General features: G+C 55.5%; 19 protein-coding genes and 3 pseudogenes. 8 read left to right on the forward strand and 14 right to left on the reverse strand.

All coding sequences use genetic code 11. From position 1 onward, the window contains the following. Positions 1 to 138: 138 nt before the first annotated feature. On the reverse strand, positions 139 to 1,059 hold the full coding sequence (locus BLS87_RS05375) for a LysR family transcriptional regulator (RefSeq protein WP_074751387.1): 921 nt from the start codon (positions 1,057 to 1,059) through the stop codon (positions 139 to 141). 104 nt (positions 1,060 to 1,163) lie between these two features. Between BLS87_RS05375 and BLS87_RS05380 the strand changes: the two genes are divergently transcribed. Beyond that, positions 1,164 to 1,916 carry an SDR family oxidoreductase gene (locus BLS87_RS05380; protein WP_074750804.1) on the forward strand — a complete coding sequence of 251 codons (753 nt, stop codon included), beginning with the start codon at positions 1,164 to 1,166 and terminating at the stop codon, positions 1,914 to 1,916. Between the two features lie 86 nt (positions 1,917 to 2,002). Here the strand turns inward: BLS87_RS05380 and BLS87_RS05385 are convergent, their stop codons facing one another. Further along, complete coding sequence (locus BLS87_RS05385; RefSeq protein WP_341845431.1) at positions 2,003 to 2,311, reverse strand: SLAC1 family transporter; 309 nt, start codon at positions 2,309 to 2,311, stop codon at positions 2,003 to 2,005. A gap of 281 nt (positions 2,312 to 2,592) precedes the next feature. Continuing rightward, complete coding sequence (locus tag BLS87_RS05390) at positions 2,593 to 3,216, reverse strand: glutathione S-transferase family protein (protein WP_074750808.1); 624 nt, start codon at positions 3,214 to 3,216, stop codon at positions 2,593 to 2,595. A gap of 630 nt (positions 3,217 to 3,846) precedes the next feature. Between BLS87_RS05390 and BLS87_RS05395 the strand changes: the two genes are divergently transcribed. Beyond that, positions 3,847 to 4,527 (forward strand): glutathione S-transferase N-terminal domain-containing protein, encoded by a 681-nt coding sequence (locus tag BLS87_RS05395; RefSeq protein WP_074750810.1) that lies wholly within the window; start codon positions 3,847 to 3,849, stop codon positions 4,525 to 4,527. Positions 4,528 to 4,648: 121 nt separating this feature from the next. Here the strand turns inward: BLS87_RS05395 and BLS87_RS05400 are convergent, their stop codons facing one another. The 3 genes from BLS87_RS05400 to cynS all read right to left on the reverse strand — a co-directional run bounded on the left by BLS87_RS05400 (position 4,649) and on the right by cynS (position 6,166). Next, a complete protein-coding gene (locus tag BLS87_RS05400; protein WP_074750812.1) occupies positions 4,649 to 5,311 on the reverse strand; it encodes a carbonic anhydrase in 663 nt (220 codons plus the stop codon). Between the two features lie 38 nt (positions 5,312 to 5,349). After that, complete coding sequence (locus BLS87_RS05405) at positions 5,350 to 5,598, reverse strand: DUF2790 domain-containing protein (protein WP_074750814.1); 249 nt, start codon at positions 5,596 to 5,598, stop codon at positions 5,350 to 5,352. 100 nt (positions 5,599 to 5,698) lie between these two features. Continuing rightward, on the reverse strand, positions 5,699 to 6,166 hold the full coding sequence (gene cynS, locus BLS87_RS05410) for a cyanase (RefSeq protein ID WP_074750816.1): 468 nt from the start codon (positions 6,164 to 6,166) through the stop codon (positions 5,699 to 5,701). Between the two features lie 139 nt (positions 6,167 to 6,305). Here cynS and BLS87_RS05415 point away from each other — a divergent pair, with 139 nt between their 5' ends. Next, entirely contained in the window at positions 6,306 to 6,875 is a 570-nt protein-coding gene (locus tag BLS87_RS05415; protein WP_074750818.1) for a cupin domain-containing protein, read from the forward strand. 1,044 nt (positions 6,876 to 7,919) lie between these two features. Here BLS87_RS05415 and BLS87_RS05420 read toward each other — a convergent pair. Beyond that, positions 7,920 to 8,207: pseudogene (locus tag BLS87_RS05420) on the reverse strand (DUF6088 family protein); the annotation flags it as partial. A 481-nt stretch (positions 8,208 to 8,688) separates the two neighbouring features. Between BLS87_RS05420 and BLS87_RS34890 the strand changes: the two are divergent. Together BLS87_RS34890 and BLS87_RS05430 are read left to right on the forward strand one after the other, a co-directional pair. Then, entirely contained in the window at positions 8,689 to 8,811 is a 123-nt protein-coding gene (locus BLS87_RS34890; RefSeq protein ID WP_279616201.1) for a hypothetical protein, read from the forward strand. Positions 8,812 to 8,821: 10 nt separating this feature from the next. Next, entirely contained in the window at positions 8,822 to 10,003 is a 1,182-nt protein-coding gene (locus BLS87_RS05430; RefSeq protein ID WP_074750822.1) for a Fic family protein, read from the forward strand. 633 nt (positions 10,004 to 10,636) lie between these two features. Here BLS87_RS05430 and BLS87_RS34980 read toward each other — a convergent pair. Together BLS87_RS34980 and BLS87_RS05440 are read right to left on the reverse strand one after the other, a co-directional pair. Further along, on the reverse strand, positions 10,637 to 10,942 hold the full coding sequence (locus BLS87_RS34980) for a BPSL0761 family protein (protein WP_074750824.1): 306 nt from the start codon (positions 10,940 to 10,942) through the stop codon (positions 10,637 to 10,639). Further along, positions 10,942 to 11,706: an SIR2 family NAD-dependent protein deacylase gene (locus BLS87_RS05440; protein ID WP_074751389.1), complete on the reverse strand. Its 765-nt coding sequence runs from the start codon at positions 11,704 to 11,706 to the stop codon at positions 10,942 to 10,944. Before BLS87_RS05440 ends, BLS87_RS34980 begins: the two co-directional genes overlap by 1 nt. Before the next feature lie 761 nt (positions 11,707 to 12,467). Between BLS87_RS05440 and BLS87_RS05450 the strand changes: the two genes are divergently transcribed. Continuing rightward, positions 12,468 to 12,692 carry a helix-turn-helix domain-containing protein gene (locus BLS87_RS05450; RefSeq protein WP_074750829.1) on the forward strand — a complete coding sequence of 75 codons (225 nt, stop codon included), beginning with the start codon at positions 12,468 to 12,470 and terminating at the stop codon, positions 12,690 to 12,692. A 422-nt stretch (positions 12,693 to 13,114) separates the two neighbouring features. Here BLS87_RS05450 and BLS87_RS05455 read toward each other — a convergent pair whose 3' ends face one another. Then, positions 13,115 to 14,356: an MFS transporter gene (locus tag BLS87_RS05455; RefSeq protein ID WP_074750831.1), complete on the reverse strand. Its 1,242-nt coding sequence runs from the start codon at positions 14,354 to 14,356 to the stop codon at positions 13,115 to 13,117. Between the two features lie 102 nt (positions 14,357 to 14,458). Between BLS87_RS05455 and BLS87_RS05460 the strand changes: the two genes are divergently transcribed. Next, positions 14,459 to 15,388 (forward strand): LysR substrate-binding domain-containing protein, encoded by a 930-nt coding sequence (locus tag BLS87_RS05460; RefSeq protein ID WP_083370610.1) that lies wholly within the window; start codon positions 14,459 to 14,461, stop codon positions 15,386 to 15,388. A 165-nt stretch (positions 15,389 to 15,553) separates the two neighbouring features. Here BLS87_RS05460 and BLS87_RS34565 read toward each other — a convergent pair. Both BLS87_RS34565 and BLS87_RS05470 read right to left on the reverse strand, forming a co-directional pair. Further along, positions 15,554 to 15,691: pseudogene (locus BLS87_RS34565) on the reverse strand (TetR/AcrR family transcriptional regulator); the annotation flags it as partial. A gap of 193 nt (positions 15,692 to 15,884) precedes the next feature. Beyond that, positions 15,885 to 16,646: pseudogene (locus tag BLS87_RS05470) on the reverse strand (GMC family oxidoreductase); the annotation flags it as partial. 336 nt (positions 16,647 to 16,982) lie between these two features. Between BLS87_RS05470 and BLS87_RS05475 the strand changes: the two are divergent. Next, the gene (locus BLS87_RS05475) at positions 16,983 to 17,528 is read left to right on the forward strand and encodes a TetR/AcrR family transcriptional regulator (protein WP_083370611.1); all 546 of its coding nucleotides are present in this window, start codon (positions 16,983 to 16,985) and stop codon (positions 17,526 to 17,528) included. A 127-nt stretch (positions 17,529 to 17,655) separates the two neighbouring features. Here BLS87_RS05475 and BLS87_RS05480 read toward each other — a convergent pair whose 3' ends face one another. Together BLS87_RS05480 and BLS87_RS05485 are read right to left on the reverse strand one after the other, a co-directional pair. Then, entirely contained in the window at positions 17,656 to 18,201 is a 546-nt protein-coding gene (locus BLS87_RS05480) for a glutathione peroxidase (RefSeq protein WP_074750836.1), read from the reverse strand. A gap of 47 nt (positions 18,202 to 18,248) precedes the next feature. Beyond that, positions 18,249 to 19,373, reverse strand: a complete 1,125-nt coding sequence (locus BLS87_RS05485) for an acyl-CoA dehydrogenase family protein (RefSeq protein ID WP_074750838.1) — start codon at positions 19,371 to 19,373, stop codon at positions 18,249 to 18,251. Between the last annotated feature and the right edge of the window lie 13 nt (positions 19,374 to 19,386).

Below are 19,386 nucleotides of genomic sequence, written 5' to 3' on the forward strand. Positions count from 1 at the left end.
GCGACATTGTTGTTCTATTTATAGAATGTAAGGTAATTCTTGGCAGTAAAGTATCGAGGACGTTAATTCTTTCGCGTGGTCCTCGGGCGCTTAAAAACTTGTGGCGACACAGGCATCAAGGGATCAGCGCTGTTTTTCTCACGGTGCAATCAACTGCCAGGACGGGTCGGACAGTTTCCGGATAAGGAAATCAAAAAGAACGTCTATCTTTGCCGGGCGCGTGCGTGCCGACGGCGTCACCAGGTACACGCCGCCCAACTGCATAGACCAATCGGGTAGCACTCTTTGCAATCGACCGTCTCTGAGGTACTCGCTCGCGACAAATTCCGGCAGTTCAGCAATGGCAATACCTGCGAGTAAAGCCGGGACGAGCGCGTCCACATTGGTCACGCGTAGCGAGCCGGTCGGCGTGACACTCACTTCGTTTCCCGCGTTGTCGTGCAACCGCCATACATCATTCTGGGCTCGATACGCGTAGCCGAGGCAGTTTCGGGTCTCCAGATCCTGAGGTCGCAGTGGATGGCCGAAACGTTGCAGATAGGCTGGAGACGCAACAAGGTATCGAGAAACCGGGGCGAGTCGTCGAGCGACCAATGAGGAGTCAGGCAGCACAGCAATCCGGATGGCGGCATCAAAACCGTCGCCAATCAGGTCGACAGAGGCGTCAGCGAGATGCAGGTCGATCGACACTTCAGGATAGGCTTCGAGAAATTCCGGGAGGATAGGGGCGACCCATTTGAGCCCGAATGTCATCGGGATGGCCAGGCGCACCAGCCCTTTGGGTTGTGACGATAGGTCCCGTGCTACGCCTTCGGTCTCTTCCGCGTCACGATACAGTTGGCTCGCACTCTCGGCGATGCTGCGACCGAACTCAGTCAACGCCAGTTGGCGAGACGTACGGTTCAGCAGTCGGGCACCCAATCGGTCTTCAAGGCGGCTGACACCACGGGAAACCGTGGCGACGGACACGCCCATCACCCGCGCAGCGGCTGCGAAAGATCGCTCTTCCGCGACCTTCGCAAACATCGCCAGGCCTTCAAAATCGGGCATCTTCGACATCGACAATTCTGCAATCATGGTTTGCAATCAATTCTATTTCGAAGGGTGTGCCATGTCGATAATCTTCAGATACGCGCCCCCTGCGCCCAACTGAGGAAATAAAGATGTCACGTAAACTTGAAGGCAAAGTCGCCATTGTCACGGGTGGATCCACCGGGATTGGTTTGGCGACTGCCATCCAGTTTGCCAAGGAAGGCGCCTATGTCTACATCACCGGCCGGCGTCAGGCTGAGCTGGACGCGGCGGTGCTGGAAATTGGCAACGCTAAAGGCGTTCGTGTCGACTCATCCAGGCTCTCGGAACTGGATGCACTCTATGCTCAGGTCAAGGCTGAAAAAGGTCAGATCGACGTGCTGTTCGTCAATGCTGGCGGCGGATCGTTGCTGTCTCTGGAGGCGGTGACTGAAGAGCACTTCGACGACACCTTCGGACGTAATGTCAAAGGTGTGCTGTTCACGGTACAGAAAGCGCTGCCGCTCCTCGCAAAAGGCGCTTCCGTCATCCTCACCGGCTCTACGGCTGCCAGCGGAGGTACTCCTGACTTTAGCGTGTACGCAGCGTCGAAAGCCGCGGTTCGGTCTTTTGCCCGTAACTGGATTCTAGATCTGAAAGGGCGCGATATTCGAATCAACACCCTCAGCCCAGGACCGATCGAAACCCCAGGCCTCGTAGAGTTGGCGGGTCCAGACAAAGCGCATCAGCAGGGCTTGCTTGATCACTTTGCTTCGCTGATTCCGCTGGGCCGGGTAGGGCGTCCAGAAGAAGTGGCAAAAGCCGCTGTGTTCCTGGCGTCCGATGATTCAAGCTTTATTAACGGCAGCGAAATGTTTGTTGACGGCGGTATTGCACAGATCTGATGCGCTGAAGTTGGCCATCCTGGCGCTGGTAATCTGGTCGCCTGATAGACACATAGGCTACAAAGCCTTGAGACGATGAGTACGCATTATCCGACCAGGTGCTTGAGATTCCCGCGCGCAAGGCTGGCGAGGGTTTTCACCGTCATGACGAACAACAGCAATGTAACGCCGATCAGGAGCACGATAGCGACTGAGTCGGTGAACACGTTGGAAGTGTGTTGAGCGTATCTCAGCGCACACACAGCGGCTCCCGCTGAAGGAAAGCTGACCGCCCACCATGAAAGGCGGAAGGGGCAGCAGATCGCCAGATATCGTATGCGGCCGATCACCACGGACAGCATGAAAATGGTAAGCACATACAGGGCGCTCGCGAAGCGATCGACAGTGCCAGTGATGTTGACGTAAGCCGATTACTGAGCCGAAAAGCGCAACGGGTAGATAGCTCAGGGTTCCCTCACGGGTGGCCGAGAGCGGGGTGCCATAAGCAACGATAGACTCGTCAGAACGAAGCGGGCGGGGCGTGTTGCTGCTCAATTTGGCGCAACCTCCATGGGGTAATCAGCATGGGTTTGATCCCGGTGCGGGGGCGCCGGGGCGAAAGCGTAATTGGCAGGGTGATTAGGGGAGAGAATAGCACCGGGGCACGCGGCCCCGGCACAATCACCCCAATGCTTGATTACTGTGGTGGCGTTGTCTTAAAGCTTGGCAAATCTTGAATCGTTTCCCACCAGCCGCTGAAGCCCTCGACTGAAAATACCGTTTCGGCGTCTGGCGTCATTGCAAGGTAGGCGCACGCTGGGGCGAGGTATAAATCACCGATCGACAGCGATTTACCCGCAATAAAAGGGTCGCTGCCTTTGAGCTTCATCAGTTCTGTCAGGACGAGTTTCGAGGCCTCGATGCCCTTTTTCAACGATTCGTCATTCTGGCCACCGATGAAATCAGGGAACAGGTAGTAACCAAACACCGAGGCCATGGAGCCATAGCCGTACGAGTCGTATATGGCTTGAGCCATTTGGCTCCGTGCGCGATCGCGGGGCGTGTCCGGTGTGAACGTTGGACCGGGCAAGACCGCATCGAGATAGCTCATGATCGCGCTGGTTTCAATCACCCTGAAGCCGTCATGCTCGACAACGGGGACTTTCCCGAAGGCGTGTCGTTTGAGGTGCTCAGGATGATGCGGCTCGCCTTTCATGACGTTGACCTGCAACTGGTCGAACGTTGCGCCTTTCTCCCTGAGCAGTATTTTCACGGTACGTACATAGGGACTGGCGTCAAAACCGTAGAGAGTGAGGCCCATGACGATTGCTCCAATTGAGTAAATTGATTACCGGGGGCTGGCAGCGAAATGCTGTCCTGCTGAGCGTGCCAGCTTATAGGGTGATGATGTAACACTTACGGCGGCCACAAAGGATGCCGCCACGACAGGCCGACCCGCCAAGGTAGTTCTCGGTTGCGTGATCTTGGGAAAGGTAAGCCCATTGACTGTAGCGCAAGCCGTTTTATAAACATCCCGACTGAGAAAAATAAAGTGTCAACTGAACTGAGTCAGGGGAGTCAGTTGCGTGTCATAACTGGCCGGTTTTAATCGCGCCTTTATTAGGCCTGTAACGATTATTCCGTCGCACAAAATAAACAAGACTCACATCGCGTTATTCCATCGCTTGCGCTAAATAAAAAGTGGTTAGCTGTTAAATCACCCAAGACGCCATGCGAGCGCTTTAAACCCCATGATGAATGAGCTCCGTTGGTCTGAACGATGCGTTATCTCCTATGCTTATCAATACCTTTGTTTCTAATGATCTAGAATTTTGGACGAACGCTTCAGTCAGTCTCAAGTTTGAAGTGCTAATTTTTTTCGGTTTTGCCTGCGGATGCAGAGCAGGTGAACCCGACTCGGTACCCACCGTTTCACCCAGAGGGTTACGCCGTGACCACGCCTTCCAGTGCTGTCGATTTTTTCTATTGGCCCACGCCTAATGGTCAGAAGGTCGCGATCTTCCTTGAAGAGTCCGGAATGCCGTATACCGCACATCCAATCAACATCAGCCTGGGCGAACAGTTCGCTGCCGAATTCACCCGCATTTCGCCCAACCAACGCATCCCGGCATTAGTGGACGCTGAGGTCGGTGTGTCGATCTTTGAATCGGGCGCTATCCTTTTGTACCTGGCTCAGCGAAGCGGCCAATTCTTACCGGCTGACATTCGCGGTTCGACAGAGGTCCTTCAGTGGCTGTTCTGGCAAGCCGCAAGCCTGGGGCCGATCCTCGGGCAAGCAGTCTATTTTCTGAACTATGCGCCGGAGCACTTGCCTGCCCCTGTGGCTCGGTTCCATAAGGAGACGGTGCGGCTTTATACCGTGCTGGAACATCAGTTGGCTGAGCGCGATTTTGTAGCTGGGGCGTATTCAATTGCCGATATGGCGATTTATCCCTGGGTCCTGCAGTACGAGAAGCAGGGGATGACGTTGGACGACTTTCCAAACGTGGCGGCATGGTTGACGACGATTGGGGAGCGTGCCGCTGTCGTTCGTGCCTACGAGAAAGGCGAGCGCATACGCCCATCCGGGCAGACAGACGCTGACAGAAACAAACTTTACAAACTGGAATGATCGACACATCGATCGATGTGGACGAAATGCCCATACTTGGCAGCCATGCAGCATGGGCAGTTTTCGTGATGTCCAGGGTTATTGCGGGCCTGATGCTTCATCCCCATGTCGGTCGTAATCGTCAGGCTGCAGCCTTGCCGGGGCGCGCCTGTACCGCACAAGTGGTAGGGTGCTGAACCAACGACTTGAAGCCACGGCCGTCTGCATCCAGTGCATCGATCGACCCCGTCTCGATGTCATATACCCAGCCATGCAAATTCACGGCGCCTTTTTCCTGGGCCAGGCGGACGCTCGGATGCGTTTGAATATTCGCCAACTGGGCAATGACGTTCTCTCGCACCATCGAGCTCACCTTCGCGGCTTCACTGATGTGAGACCGGGATTCGTTAATGACTTTGGCAGACTCAGCATGCTCCAACCAGCCAGCAACCGCCGGTAAATGGTCCATGCACTTGCACTTTGCAACCGCCGTCATCGCACCACAATCAGAGTGTCCGCAGATGACGATGTCGGTCACGCCCAGCACGGCGACTGCATATTCGACCGTGGCAGATACACCACCCGGGTGAGGGCTGTAGGAGGGCACGATGTTACCCGCATTGCGGATCACAAACAGTTCGCCGGGTTCCTGCTGCGTCAGAAGTTCAGGTACGACCCTGCTGTCAGAACACGTAATGAACAGAGTTCCGGGGTGCTGGGTTGTGGCCAGATGTTTGAACAAGTCTGTGCGTTGTGGAAAGGCTTCTTTCTGAAACTTCAAAAAACCGTCAATGAGTGCTTTCATTTTGTAATGCCTGCGAACTGGAGGATTTGATTGGAATGTTAGTTAGTGCAGCCTTCGCCCATCACGTCGTATTCCAAAACGTGAACACCGCCTTGCGAGTCTTTGTAAGTCATCTGTACAGGAGTTGGCGCGCACACAGTGCCGGCAGGAGTTACCTTGACGACGTGAGCGATGTCCAGGTGCATGCCGTATGTATAGTGAACGACGTCCGAAGTGGCGGGTGCTTCTTGAGCGAACACGGCCGTTGAGGCAGCAAGCGACAGTACTAAAAACAGAAACTTTTTCATGGGGAGTCCTCCATTAAAGTTTGGTGTTGGATCAGTAATAAATTAAGTGTTGACGCAGGCCTGCGTTGGCGCAGGCCGAATTAACTTTCCTGGTGCATCCTTAAAAAGGACGCAGTGGCAGGAACTTACCGTCTAATGTAATGACAGCGCGGTGACCACCTTCAGGGTCTTCAACTTTTTTCATGTCCAGCTTGAAGTTGATCGCACTGATGATTCCGTCGCCGAATTGTTCGTGCACAAGCGCTTTCAGGGTGGTGCCATAGATCTGAATCATCTCGTAGAAACGGTAGATGGTCGGATCGGTGGGCACACCGGCCAAGCTGCCGCGCAACGGGATGATCTGGAGGCGGGCCACTGCATCGGCATCCAGTTCAAGTTTGTCGCCAATGACCTTTGCGGCGCTGGCTGGCAGAGGATGCTGGCCGAGCAGGGCTGCTGTGACGTAGGCGAGGCCCAGACCGGTGCCGTCAGTCAGATCCTGCCACGACAGATTTTTACGAGCCTTGGCATCCAGAACCTTGGTGGTCAATTCAAGGCTAGTATCGGTATAGGCGTGGGACTGTTGCATGGTGTTACCTCTATCAGTTGGTTGAGTTCGGTGGGTGTTGCTTCGTGTGAGGCAATCATCTTCCGTTCCTTTGATAGCGTCCAAGACCGATATGCAATGCACTGCATAAGCACAACCAATAGATGACGAAGGAGGGTTGATGGACGTGCGCGATCCGGACTGTCTGATGTTGATACCCGATGGTTACCCGGTGTGGATCGACGTTCCGCAGGCGAGCGTTGGCGGCACGGCCACAGCGATGCGTTTCGTCTTGCCTGTACGCGCTCACAACCTCCCACTTCTGCATCGCAAAGAAACGAAGCTGGTCGTCGCCCTCAGTGGCGCGCTGGAAATACGTACCGGGGACGGGCAAATAGCGTTCCTGAGACAGGGTGATGCGTTAAGGCTGGAGGCGGGGACAGCCCATCGGATCCACCAATATGGTGCGGCAGCCAGCACGGTAGGGGTGGTGCTGTGGCCTGGAGGTGTCGAGCAAGCATTTCGAGAAATCGCTGATGCAGCGCGGCACGTGCCTTTCCTGCGCAGCGACATGGTTGAAATTCTCGATCGCTATGACGTGGTTTGGACCGTTTCCTTCAAACCACCACACGCCGAGAGCGAGCCGCTTATTGGAACGGCTTTTCCAGGATGGCTTCGCGAGTTACCGAGGGAAGCGGCAACGCTGCTGCAATCGAGATGGGGAGAGGCATACGCCCTTGGAAATGCCTGAAAGCTGGACGTCTCGTTGCACGCATAGGCCAGGATTCAGTCACATGATTGACGCGTCAACGGCTTCGGCGCCGGCAGCCAGAGCGTTGATCACACAGACGTGAAATATCCGGGTCTGGTGATTATCGGATATTGCATTTGTGACGGCGGGCATCTCATTTGCCAGGCGTACGCATTTCTAATGATGACCAGGCAAACTCGAGGCCAACCGTGGTAATGGCCTTCCAAGGGAAAGATTGGCGCTTCTAAGGGTATCCAGTCGCCAAAAAAAGCGCTTGAAAGCCCCATTAATCTGGCCTTTAACCCTTGTAAACCGTGGCTTTCAGCGCTTTTTCCGCGTTTATGCAAGGGCTGACACGCCGTCAGTCGTTATTCCAATGGAGAAATTCGGCCACATCGGCGTTTGAACCGATGGCGCGGCTAGCAAAACCTTAGCGGCATGTCCCGCGCGCTGAATTCCTCGCCGTGAACATGCACGCATGTCAACCAAACCTGACCCAGACGCCGTGCCCGAGCCGCAGCGCCTGGGTGATTGAGCTGATTTGGTTTGCAGCAGTCGATGGGTTTGAGCGGTGATACTCGGCGTTTCGGATGCTGCGTATGAGGTGCCGCTGATTGATGGTGCGCGCGCGCGCGTGAATAGTCGAAGGTGAGCGCAGGAAGCAGACACAGTGACGGGGTCAAAGCATGGATAGATCGAGGATCGACGAAAAACCTGATGTTGGTGGCCAAAGGCGAATCGAGGACCGAGGCTGCGTTCAAATCCGGCACGGCAACCGCCCCAGTCTGTAATACGTTGTTACGTATAATGTATATTATGTTAAATGGTATGTCTGATGCTCATGGCGGCCAGAGCTACAGGAGCTCGCCGAACTAAATCTCAGCAATCCTTTCCCCTGAAAATCCAAAATCGCTACGCATTTTCCATTTCGCAAATTTAGTTCATCTGCCGTACGCGGCTTCAGGGTCTGCGATTCTGTCATACCCACCATTTTTTATCTTCGCTCACGAAAGAAAAGCGTTGAAGCCGTTTCTGTGAGGCGTATCGGGCAGCTTCTGCGCCATGGATTTGGATTGTCTCGCCTGTTGCTCGGGCGACTGCTTCTAGCACTGCGAGAGGGTTGAGCCGCACCCTTTTACCGGTGTACTCGCTCTGCTTGGGGCGCATATAGATGCTGCGAGCAACGCGTTCTAGCGAGCCGCTGAGTACCAAGCGAGACAGAGCTTTGTTAACCGAGGCGCGCGAGCCCGCATCCGCGAAAACTGCGCTAGCAAAAGGTTTACCCTTGGGCATGCGTTTGATGCGGCTTGAAATAGGCGCGGTGACAGACATGGCTGTTTTTGATTCCGTCAATGCTTGCTTTATCGAGGCTGGCGTGGCGCTTAGTTCGACCAATACACCATGCGCTGTTCAGGTTAGGAGATTTACTTGGCGTCGAACAGCATATTCGATGATCTGCTAATTATTACATATTCGCCGCCACATCCGCTCATTCTAAAGGCTGACGACCACCCTCCTCCTCCTTCATCTCAATTTCCGCCTATGTGAATTGGCGGAAATTCGACTGAGCCGCGGCGTATCTGCTGTGCCTTGGTAAGTCATCCGTGTCTTTGTCAGATTGAAAAGGTCGACCTGCTCTGCGCTCAGGTTGAAGAATATCTCGTAGGTCTATTCAGAGTCGTGGCTTTTCTCGCTGTTAAAGACTTGTTCGATGTTCCACTCATTTCTACACTGTCTGTCCCCCGGATCCTGGCTAAGCGACCTAGTTCTGACAAGAGAAGCTTTCGCCTTCGCCCCTTGCGATGAGGTCACCATGAAGATTGTCGGCAAAGCCGAGATAGACACCGTCGCTGATGTGGTTTGCGACGCCTGCACCATTTCTACTCGTGTGAGAACTGGTGCGAACGAATACGAATTTGTTACTGCGCGCTTATGATGGTGGACAAATGGCTTTAACTCCATTCACCACGCAAGACCGCGCGCCCGGCGACCTCAAGGACGCCGTTCTCGAGCTCATGCACCTTGACGCCTCACTGAATGCAAATATCCCTAAACCGATGCGCTTACCGTTGATCCGCCTGCAACGCTTGGCCAACTCGTATTACAGCAACAAGATCGAGGGAAACCGGGCGTCGCCCGGCGACTTGCTGTGTACTCAGAATGATTCAAAAGATGCGGAGGTGGCGCCGGACCTACTGGAAATCAAACACCACGCTGACGCTCGACTCCGTCTGGCTAAGGATCCGATCGATGCGGCCGCAATCTGCACTCGCGAATCCATCTCGCGCCTTCATAGCGAGCTCTATACGGGGCTGCCCGCGAAGCACTTGCTTATCAAGGTCGGGGCTGATGGCGAACCTGCCTCACTGGCACCAGGTGAGTACCGAACTCGAGGTGTAAAGGTGGGCCTTCACATTCCGCCCCACGCGGATGAAATCGGGACCTACCTGACGTGGTTCGAAAATGCTTATCGGCTGAACCGGCTACATGGGCTGGCGCCGCTCCTGGCTGCTGCGGGAGCTCACCATCGTTTACTCTGGTTGCACCCATTTATCGATGGAAACGGAAGGACGGGCCGCCTTTTCACCGACGAGTATTTAACTGCCGGCGGTTTGAAGGGTTACGGACTGTGGTCAATGAGCCGCGGATTCGCTGGAGACGCGGATGCATATTATGCGGCCTTGAGAGCTGCTGACCATGTTCGTAAAGGCGATCTAGACGGCCGAGGAGCTCTCTCCGACCGCGGGCTGCTCAAATTTACCGAGTACTTCATCAGTATCGCGCTCGAGCAGGCGCGTTTCGTCAGCGCGCTCTTGGAACCTCGCACGCTTAACCGACGTATCGATCACTACTTTCACATGCGTCAATGCTCCGGACTTCCGAGGGCCGACGGTAAATCGCTGCCGACTCTACGCATCGAAGCCCTTCACCTTTACCGCAGCCTTCTTGAGTCCGGACCCATGCAATATTCAGACATCCAAGCCAAGTTGGGTCTTAGTGAATCAACAACACGTGATTTACTCGGCCAGATGGCAAGAGAGGGGTTGATAGCGATGGGTGATGACAGTCAGGTCTCGATGAGGCTTTCTGGGCACTCCATCATGACCCTGTTTCCTGGCCTGCTTTGACGTACCCAAGGCGAAAGCGGGACGTAAGTGATCGATAAAGCTGCAGGTATTTCAAAATCACGATCAAAGCCAGCGTTCTGTTTCATCGCTATCTTTGAGCCGGAGAAATAGGTGTACAGGTGCTCGAGCTTGGCATGTTTTTTGGGGATAATCGCTTCCAGGCCACACATTTTTCATTCGGCACCAACAACCTGTAAGTTAGGGCCTTTGCTTCGCTCATCCACTGCCTCAGATAAGACTGAGGCACATGTATTGTCTTTTTTGAAGCTTTCCATCTGGACCTAAGCCCTCCCCTCGGTACCGATCCATCCTGAACAACCTGACCAAAATTCAGAGTAAAACGGTCGTCACAGGAATTTTCCTATTCGTACGCGGCCAGCGAACACACCTTAGAATTCTCAAATTAAGGCCGATGATTACCCACGGTCGTTGTCGAGAATCTGATGGAGCTCTACCCACGGATAACGAGTCAGTTCATCCTTTACCCTACATGTCAGGTCGTGAGGAAAGCCTTCATGCGCCTCTGAAAGCGTCTGCCATTTCATACACGAAACACAGATTACGTTCCCGCCGACCAGCGCCCAAGATGAGCACCAGTCCACCATAGAGTAATTGTTGTACATAACCGGTTCTCTAGATCCGCATCGTAACGATGGTTGCGGCCTCTTCGTCATCGCCAGAGAAAAACGTCTCACTGATCGGCCAAGTGCTAAGGACAGGAGGTAACTCCACGCCGTTACCCAACAGCTCATCGATGGCTCGCTGTCGGATGTTTTCTAGGCGACCGGCCCGCGAAATGTCCTGCCCGCTGGGAAAATGACGGAGCAGGCGCTTGGCTTCTAGCCTCACGGGGCGAGGCAGAGAGCTGTCTTTCGAAAGCCTTTCAAGAAACTCTCCCGCATCCACGACGCCGCGTGTTCGCTCATGAGTCGTCGTCATCAAGCATGGTCCTCGGTAACCAAGGGTGAGCACAGCCGTGGGAGGATTTCAGTCGCCTTGCCAATGAGCATGAGCTCATTGGGCGCGCCTGAGCCTACGTCATCTGTATTAACGTGAATAACCGTTGCTCCGGCAGACAGTGCAATCTCTGGAAGGTTGGCAGCGGGCGTGACCACCCCGGATGTACCAACGGAAAGCAAAATGTCACAATTTTCTACCAGTGATACGGCTGATTTCCAAGTGCCCGCTGGGAGATCCTCGCCATACCACACGTGCCCTGGACGCAATTTCCCATTACAGCGAACGCACCGCGGTGGCTCGACCAGTAGGCCCTCCTCCGGAATGGGAGCCGGCGTCACCAAAGCTGGTCGATGACAGGCGAAGCATTTCGAAGACGATAAACTACCATGCAGATGCACTACCTCCAGTGATCCCGCTCTCTCATGCAGATCGTCTATGTTTTGCGTGATGATGGGGATTGGACGCTCTCGGCGAACTAGTTCACTCAGGGCCAGATGAGCAGCGTTGGGCTGCGCACGTACCGCCTGCTGCCTTCGCCATAGATACCATCCCCAGATAAGTCGAGGGTTCTGTCGAAACGCCCTGGCTGTCTCCATCTGTTGATGAGAGTGACCTGCCCATAGCCCGGTCGTCCCGTCACGGTAGGTAGGGATACCACTCTCTGCCGAGATGCCTGCGCCGGAAAAGCACACAATGGTTTTGGCGTCGTTCAGGGCATTTGCAGCTTGCTCTAGGATTGCCACTAAATCCCCTTCTAGCAATTGGTTGATCAACAAGGTTTGAAAGGGTTTACCACGCAATATCTCAGGAGCGATCCGTCAACATTGAGCCGTAGAACTGCGGTTCGCTTACGTCAACAGTATGGTTTGATGCTCGTGGACTATGAGCGCGCAGGTGCCGCTCTGAGTACCACACGTGGCGCGTCTTCTTCCTACGAAGGTCCAGCTCTCCAAGCTTGTACGTCCCCATCGAGGTCTCGTAAACCACGGCTGAATCTTCGGTATCAACACCTCTGAAACACACAATCTGGACCAGCGTCTCCAAACTCCAGGACGGTCGTCCGGTCAAATCGGGGGGGCACAACATCTGCACGCCTTCAATGACCACGCCCTTCGCAAAATTCAGATAGCTCTGGAGCTCGTAGGCGCAACGTAAGATCGCAGCCCGGTCCCGTTTGCCTGTATGGATTGAAGTGATTGTCGCTAGGAAGCAGAGTCCCTCCAGTTCGCAATGCGACCGGGTTTCAACTGAGCGGCGCGCGGGGTCGAGCACGTATATCACTGATACACCATGGTGAGGTTGGCTGGCTCCCTGCTGCAGCACGAATTGAGATCTGTTAACGCCCTCACTTCTGACCCAGCAAGTTGCTCTGTCTGACTTGCCAATGATTTGGCTCACAAACTGAGCGTGACGAGACGCTTTGCATCTAGAAATACGGATTATAGTCCGTGGCAAAGCTGTCCGCAAACGCAAGATAGTGCCGCCTCAGGTAGAAGAGGCAGCTATGTGGGATCTGGCTAAGGAGCTGGGCAAGCAAATCAAAGGCGTTCGAAAGCTCAGAGGTATTTCTCAAGAAAGCCTTGCACTTATGTGCAGGTTGGATCGCAGCTACATGGGCCGCATTGAAAGAGGTGAAGTGAACCTGACGCTCGAGAAGCTTTACCAGATTGCCCAAAGTCTAGATTGCGAACCATCTGCTCTACTCCCCTCGCCCCCTAAATCTAAATAGCCATCCACCGCAGGATGGCATTTGGATTCACTGGTCTGGAACCAAGGGACATCACATCCTGCTTACAGCTATGGCTCAGTCAACCACCCATGATATTCCTGCATATCTCTGGGCCTTACCAGCACAGTGCCAGTGCCGCCCGACGCGGTCTAGCTTCACACTGGGGGGAAAGAGAAATCGCAGATTTAGTATCTGATAATCACCAGACCCGGATATTGCAGATGCGCGTTCCTCAAGCCATGATATACACCAAACCTCATTGCTCTCAGATCAACTATTGACCCAGACGTCGTTGAACATCGGCGAGATTGCGTACATGGTGGGTTACCGATCCGAGTACCCGTTCAATCGAGCATTCAAGACGGCCAGAGGCATAAGCGCGGCCAAGGAGCGGGAAACGCGACACGCTCACAATAGCGCCCCTAGTCCTGCCGTGTAGACCGCCGTGCTGGCTCACCGAACAGATCAGGGCGTCTGAATACCGCGACAGACACAGGTAGAAACGATACCGCAGCTGTTGCCGCTATGACGGCGACTGCCGCAGTGATACTGGCATGGTCACCGACGTATCCGTACAGCACCGGCGCTACGGCACCCGCGCCTATCGTGCCGGTGTAGAAAACCGAAAAAGCTCGCTCCAGCCCAGGCGCTTCGACCACATCGGTGACCCCGCCATACAACACCGATGAGGTGCCGTTGAGAACCACGCCTAGCAAAGGTAGCGCCAGCATGCCGGTCATCAGCGGTGCCATCAACACCACGACGATGAGAAGCGCTGTAGCGACTTCAGTCAGCACTATCGCCCTGCTACTCCCCACTGAATCAGCCAGCCAACCGCAACAGAACTTGCCAATTGCGCCGCCGATAAACACCAGCGTCAGGCCAATGCCTGTCTGCGCCAGCGAGCCGCCGTGAGCCTTGATGATGAACGGTAGAAAAGTGAGAAATCCCATCCGTACGGCACTGTCCAGCACTGCCGTGAACAGCAAGACGCGAAATGCAGCTGGGTGTTCAGCACCCTTTCTGATGCTGGACGCGTTTCGACGCGTCGCCGGATGTTGGCTGGCAGTGTCAACGTTTTTTAGCTGCGACCAGATCAACAGTGCAGCAAGCAACCCAACCCCGGCGTACACCATGACCACGTGCTGATACGAGCCATAAGTAAGTAGCACAGCAGCAGACGCCGGCAGTAAGGACTTGCCCACATCTCCGGCGAAGTTGTAGATGCCCAATGGACGCTTTGCGGCGGTGCCGTAAGCGCGAGAAACCATTGCAGACGCGATGGGATGCTGCACGCTCCCCCCGACCCCGGCGACCACCAGCGCCGCACCCAAGGCAGTGGCACCGCCAGCCAAGCCTGCCAATAACCAGCCCAGAGCGGTCACCATGGTCGAACCAACGAGCAGATGAACCGGACGGAACTTCAATGACAAAGAAGTTGCAGGTATCTGCAGTGCGGCGAGCGTTAATGCATAGGCACTTCTGAGCACGCTCAACCACACATACCCAAGCATGAACATCTCCTGCCACACAGGCAGAAATACGTACACCAGATCGCTTAATCCATCATGGGTTGCATGAGCAGCGCACGCGGCGGTGAGCGTACTTTTATGCGATGTTCGTTTAGTATCCGACAAGTCAGGCGTGGAAACTGAGGAGGTCATGGTGAGTTTCGCCGCAGAGAAAGACCCATTCTGTCCCGATGCGAGGAGCCGTCGTTAATGAAAGGATTTAATGCCCTATGAACGCCCCCCAGAGTCCGAATAATGGCCGCTATAAAATTTCCTTCGATGGCTGCGCTCAGAGGCTTCGAAGCGTGCGTGCGGCATCTGAACTTCTCGCAGGCAGCTCTTGAGTTGCATGTCACGCAAAGCGCAATCAGCCACCAGGTCAGACAGTTGGAAGAGTTACTGGGTACCGAGCTATTTGACCGGAGCGCTGGCGCCATTGTAGTGACCCAGGCTGGCATCGAGCTGCTCCCGATCGTCCGTCAGTTTTTAAAAGACTTTGCGGCACTCGCCACGCGTTTTGAACGAGAGGCTCCAGGCTCATCACAGATTGAATTGTTCGTCCATGACTCGTTTGCCAACACCTGGTTGATCCCTCGCCTGCCGTCTTTCTACGCCTCGCATCCCGACATCCAAATCCAGCTCAACACCGAGGATTTTTCCAGATTCGACAATGCCAACGGACAAGCTGCCATACGCTTGGAATCCCAGGAGGCTGCCTGGCCAGGTTTCTACTCGGAGTACATTCTTGCGGAACGGACCTTTCCAGTGTGCAGCCCCGCGCTGGTCGAACGGCTCGGTCGACCCGAAACGCCAGCAGACGTTCTCGACTTCCCCCTCATTCTACGTTCGCGAAGCATGGCCAACGGCGAGCAGATTTCGACGCCCTCCTGGGATTACTGGCTCCAGAGAAACGCCCTGACGCCCTCCTCGCTCAACTGTGCCCTGGTCGTGCCGCACTCCAATATGGCCGTGTCGGCTGCCATACGAGGATTGGGTGTCGCGATGGCCAGAACATCACACATCTCCGATGAATTACGCACTGGAACCCTCCAGAAACTGCTGGACGAAGAGATGGAAAGTGACACGGGCTATCACTTCCTGTGCTCTTCGGGAAAACAGAATTCGCCAGAGATTCGTGCGGTTCTCGAATGGCTCAAAACAGAAATCCGAGGTGCTACACCCTGATAAAGCAGCACCAGGACATGCGGGTTCCCACATCCAGTCGGCGCTCGGAAAAAGAGCCGCACGCCCCGAAGGTAGCTCGGACATCAAGGCTATCCGTGCCCAGGGACGCCGGCTCTTGGAGCTAGCTTGAAGCTCTTGGGATGGGACGATCGGGTGCGCAACAACTCATGCGGGCAATGGCCCGCAGACACGATAGGCGTTGATCAGCGTGTCGAATAACGCAATGTCCGACCTGCTTCTTGCAATCAGTTGAGCACCTGCCACGGCCGAAAAAATCGCACGTGCACGCACTTCGCTGTCCTCTTGTGTGAACACTTTCGCCTCCAGCAGCAGCTGCCTCGGGTGACCCGAAATTGCAGGGCGATATAGAGATGCTCCCGAAGATTGCGCCCGGTGTCTGGCGAATCGGCGACGACCTCGATCCCAATGGCTTGAGCAAGCTCGCAGGACCGACGCCAGATAACTGGAGAAGTTTGGGACTCTCTATCGCGTCGGCGCAAAGCACCGCCTCGCGCCGGATTGCAAAAGCGTGCAAGCCCGAAGCATTGCGCACCACCACGGCAGTGGCGCGGCCGCCTTCGAACAGGATGCGTTCCGCGGTACTGCCCGTCAGCACCGTGAGGTTGTTTCGAGCGCGCACAGGGTCGAGAAATGCCTTGGCCGCGCTGAAACGCTGGCCGCCCCATGTCGTTTGCGGTTGGTAGCCAAACCCACCGTCGCGCACTGCCTGAACGTGATTGGTATCCGCCACGGCGGGTGTGCCGATCTGGCCTGCCGCAGCGATGACCGCGTCACACAAGGGATCATTGGCAGGATGGACACTGACCTTCAGCGGGCCACCCTTGCCCCGCCATTCATCATTGCCAAGCACGTGGTCTTCGAGCGCAACGAATCGCCGCCCGATGTCCTGCCAGCCCCACCCTTCACAGCCTTGTGCTTCCCAGGCGTCGTAATCGGCAGGTGCGCCACGGACATAGACCATCCCATTGACCGAACTGGAGCCGCCGATTGCTCGCCCCTTGAGCAATAACTCATCAGGCATGTGCTCGCCGCGTGACGCCTGATAATCCCAGACGTGTGGATTACCCGCGGTGAGAAGCTTGCCGATGCCGCGAGGCCTCGAGATCAACGGGCTCGTATGCTCAGGGCCGCTCTCGATCAGCAATACCGAAACGCTCGGGTCGTGGGACAGCCGGTTCGCCATCACGCAACCCGCGGAGCCTGCGCCCACAATGACGTAGTCGTAAGTTTTGGACATTTTTTATTATTCTGCCTAACAAGCGGTGCCCAGAATTTAGAACCAGGGCGGCCACCCCACAACGGACAGATCCTCGGATCTGTTCGATGAATGACATGGGTCGTTGATTTAAAAGGGATGGTGGTTTTCTTGCCTGGTCGAGAATGCTGTGCCAGTCTGGAAATCGTGGAAAAAACACGCCTGATGCATGTGTCCAATAACTCTAAAAATCAACCGCACTTGAAGACGTAGAGATTCCTCATAAATCAATACACCCCTTTGCAGGATCAATGGCCGCAAGCGCTCTGCCCCGGCCAGGATCGGCACGCTCAGCGGACCCAACGGACGCGCGAGCTGATGCTGGCAACGATGTACCAGTTGGCACTGGAAAAAGACTATCGGGATATCACCGTGCAGGACTTGCTGGACCGTTCCGGCATTGCGCGGTCGACGTTTTATGCGCACTTCAGGGACAAGGAAGATCTGCTGGTTGCCGGCTACGGTGTCATGGGCATGCCGGCTGTGCAGACTCGCCTAAGCAATGGCCGCGCGCGCACAGTGCTGGTTGTGTGCAGCTGGTTGTTCGTTGCGACGAAAAAGCATGCCGCGCTGACCACGTCATTGATGAGCGGCGCTTCCCGAGAGATCGTTCTGTCCCATCTGGAAAACCTGCTGATCATTCAGGTTCGTGATCATTTGAAGCGCCATGGCGGCTATCAGAGTGATGGAATTGGCGGCGAGATCGCAGTGCGCAGCCTGGTCGGCGGCCTGCTGGGGATATGGCGGTGGTCGGTAAGGCAGGGTTACGTGGATGCGCCGTTGGAAATCACCGGTGCATTCAACCAATTGATAAGCGAAGGGCTATGGCCCCAGACTCTGGATATTGCCGCACAATCGACGTGACATTGGAAATGTTGACGCACATTGAGCGCGGCAGCGGGCGTGGCCTGCAACTTCTGACTGAAGCGAAAACGGCCCCGGATTCAATCCAGAGCCGTTTGTATCTCCAAGCGTTGCGCCCATTGATGGGTCAGGCATGCAACGCCTGGTCGATCGCAGCCATCAAACGCGGGTCATCGGCTGCCACGTCCGGTGCGAAACGGCCGATCACCTCGCCGCCTCGGCCGATCAGAAACTTCTCGAAGTTCCACAGCACTTCCTGAGGGTCGCCGCTCTCGATGCCATAGCCTTTCAAGCGCTCGCGAAATGGCCCGTCACCGGTGGCCGATGGCTGGGCCGAAGTCAATTCGCTATAGAGCGGGTGCTTGCCCGCACCGACCACGGAGATCTTCGAGAACAGGGGGAACTGCACGTTGTAAGTCGTCGAACAGAACGACTGAATCTCGCTGTCGCTGCCTGGCTCTTGCTCCTTGAAGTTGTTGGCTGGAAAACCCAGCACCTCCAACCCCTCGCCACGCTTGTTCTCATAAAGGCTCTCGAGCCCCTCGTACTGTGGGGTCAGCCCGCACTTGGACGCCACATTGACCACCAACAGAACCTTGCCTTTGTATTGCCCAAGGTTGCCGGGAGTGCCATCGATCTGCTTCAACGGGATGTCATACAGTGAATCACTCATGCCTTTCTCCTTGAGTGGTTTTTATCGGGTGTCGTACGCGTTCCAGCTTAAAGCGTACGACCGATAATTTCCTTCATGATTTCCGACGTGCCGCCGTAGATCCGCGCGACCCGTGCATCGACCCACGCCCGGCTTATCTTGTATTCGCTCATGAAGCCGTAGCCGCCATGCAATTGCAGGAACTCGTCCAGCAACTTGCCCTGCATCTCCGATCCCAACAGTTTGGCCATGGCGGCAATCTCGGGGGTCAGCTCGCCTCGCATGACTTTATCCAGGCAGTCATCGACAAAGACCCTGAGCATGGTCGCCTGAGCCTTGGCTTCCGCCAGCTTGAACCGGGTGTTCTGAAAATCCAGCACGGGTTTGCCGAACACCTTGCGCTCACGGGTGTACTCGATAGTTTCTTCTAGCAAGGTATCGATCGACTGGGCGGCCCGAATCGCGATGATCAGGCGTTCCCAAGCCAGTTGGTGAGTCAGGTATTTGAAGCCCATGCCCTCCTCGCCCAGCCTGTTACCGACCGGCACGCGAACCTGATCGAAGAACAGCTCCGAAGTGTCCTGCCCCTTGAGCCCGATCTTCTCCAGCAGACGCCCCTTGGAAAAGCCCGGACGGTCTTCTTCCACACAGATCAATGTCAGCTCTTTGGCCGCAGGGTCGAGCTTGGTCGCCGTGACCATCAGCCCCGCGTTACCACCGTTTGTAATGAAGGTTTTCTGGCCGTTGACGATGTACTCGTTGCCTTCCTGGCGCAGGGACGTTCGCATCGAGCGCAGATCGCTGCCGATACCAGGCTCGCTCATGGCAATCACACCGATCAGCTCGCCGCTGACCATGCGCGGCAGCCATTTGCGCTTCTGCTCTTCGCTGCCGTAGGCGACGATGTAAGGCGTAACGATTTCCGAATGCGTGGTGAAGCCCACCGCAGTCGCGTTCGCTCGTGCCAGTTCCTCAATCATGACCGCCGAATGGCCAAAGTCGCCGCCCGAGCCACCATATTCCTCTGGCACGGTCGAACACAGCAGGCCGGTTTCCCCAGCCTTGAGCCAAAGCTCCTTGGGGACGATGCCGTTTTTTTCCCACTCGTGCAGGTGAGGCACGATCTCCCGCTCGACGAAGCGTCGGGCCTGGTCCCTGAACATGTTGTGATCTTCACGAAAGACACGGCGCATGACTGTTCTCCCC

The organism is Pseudomonas abietaniphila, from assembly GCF_900100795.1.
GTDB lineage: Bacteria > Pseudomonadota > Gammaproteobacteria > Pseudomonadales > Pseudomonadaceae > Aquipseudomonas > Aquipseudomonas abietaniphila.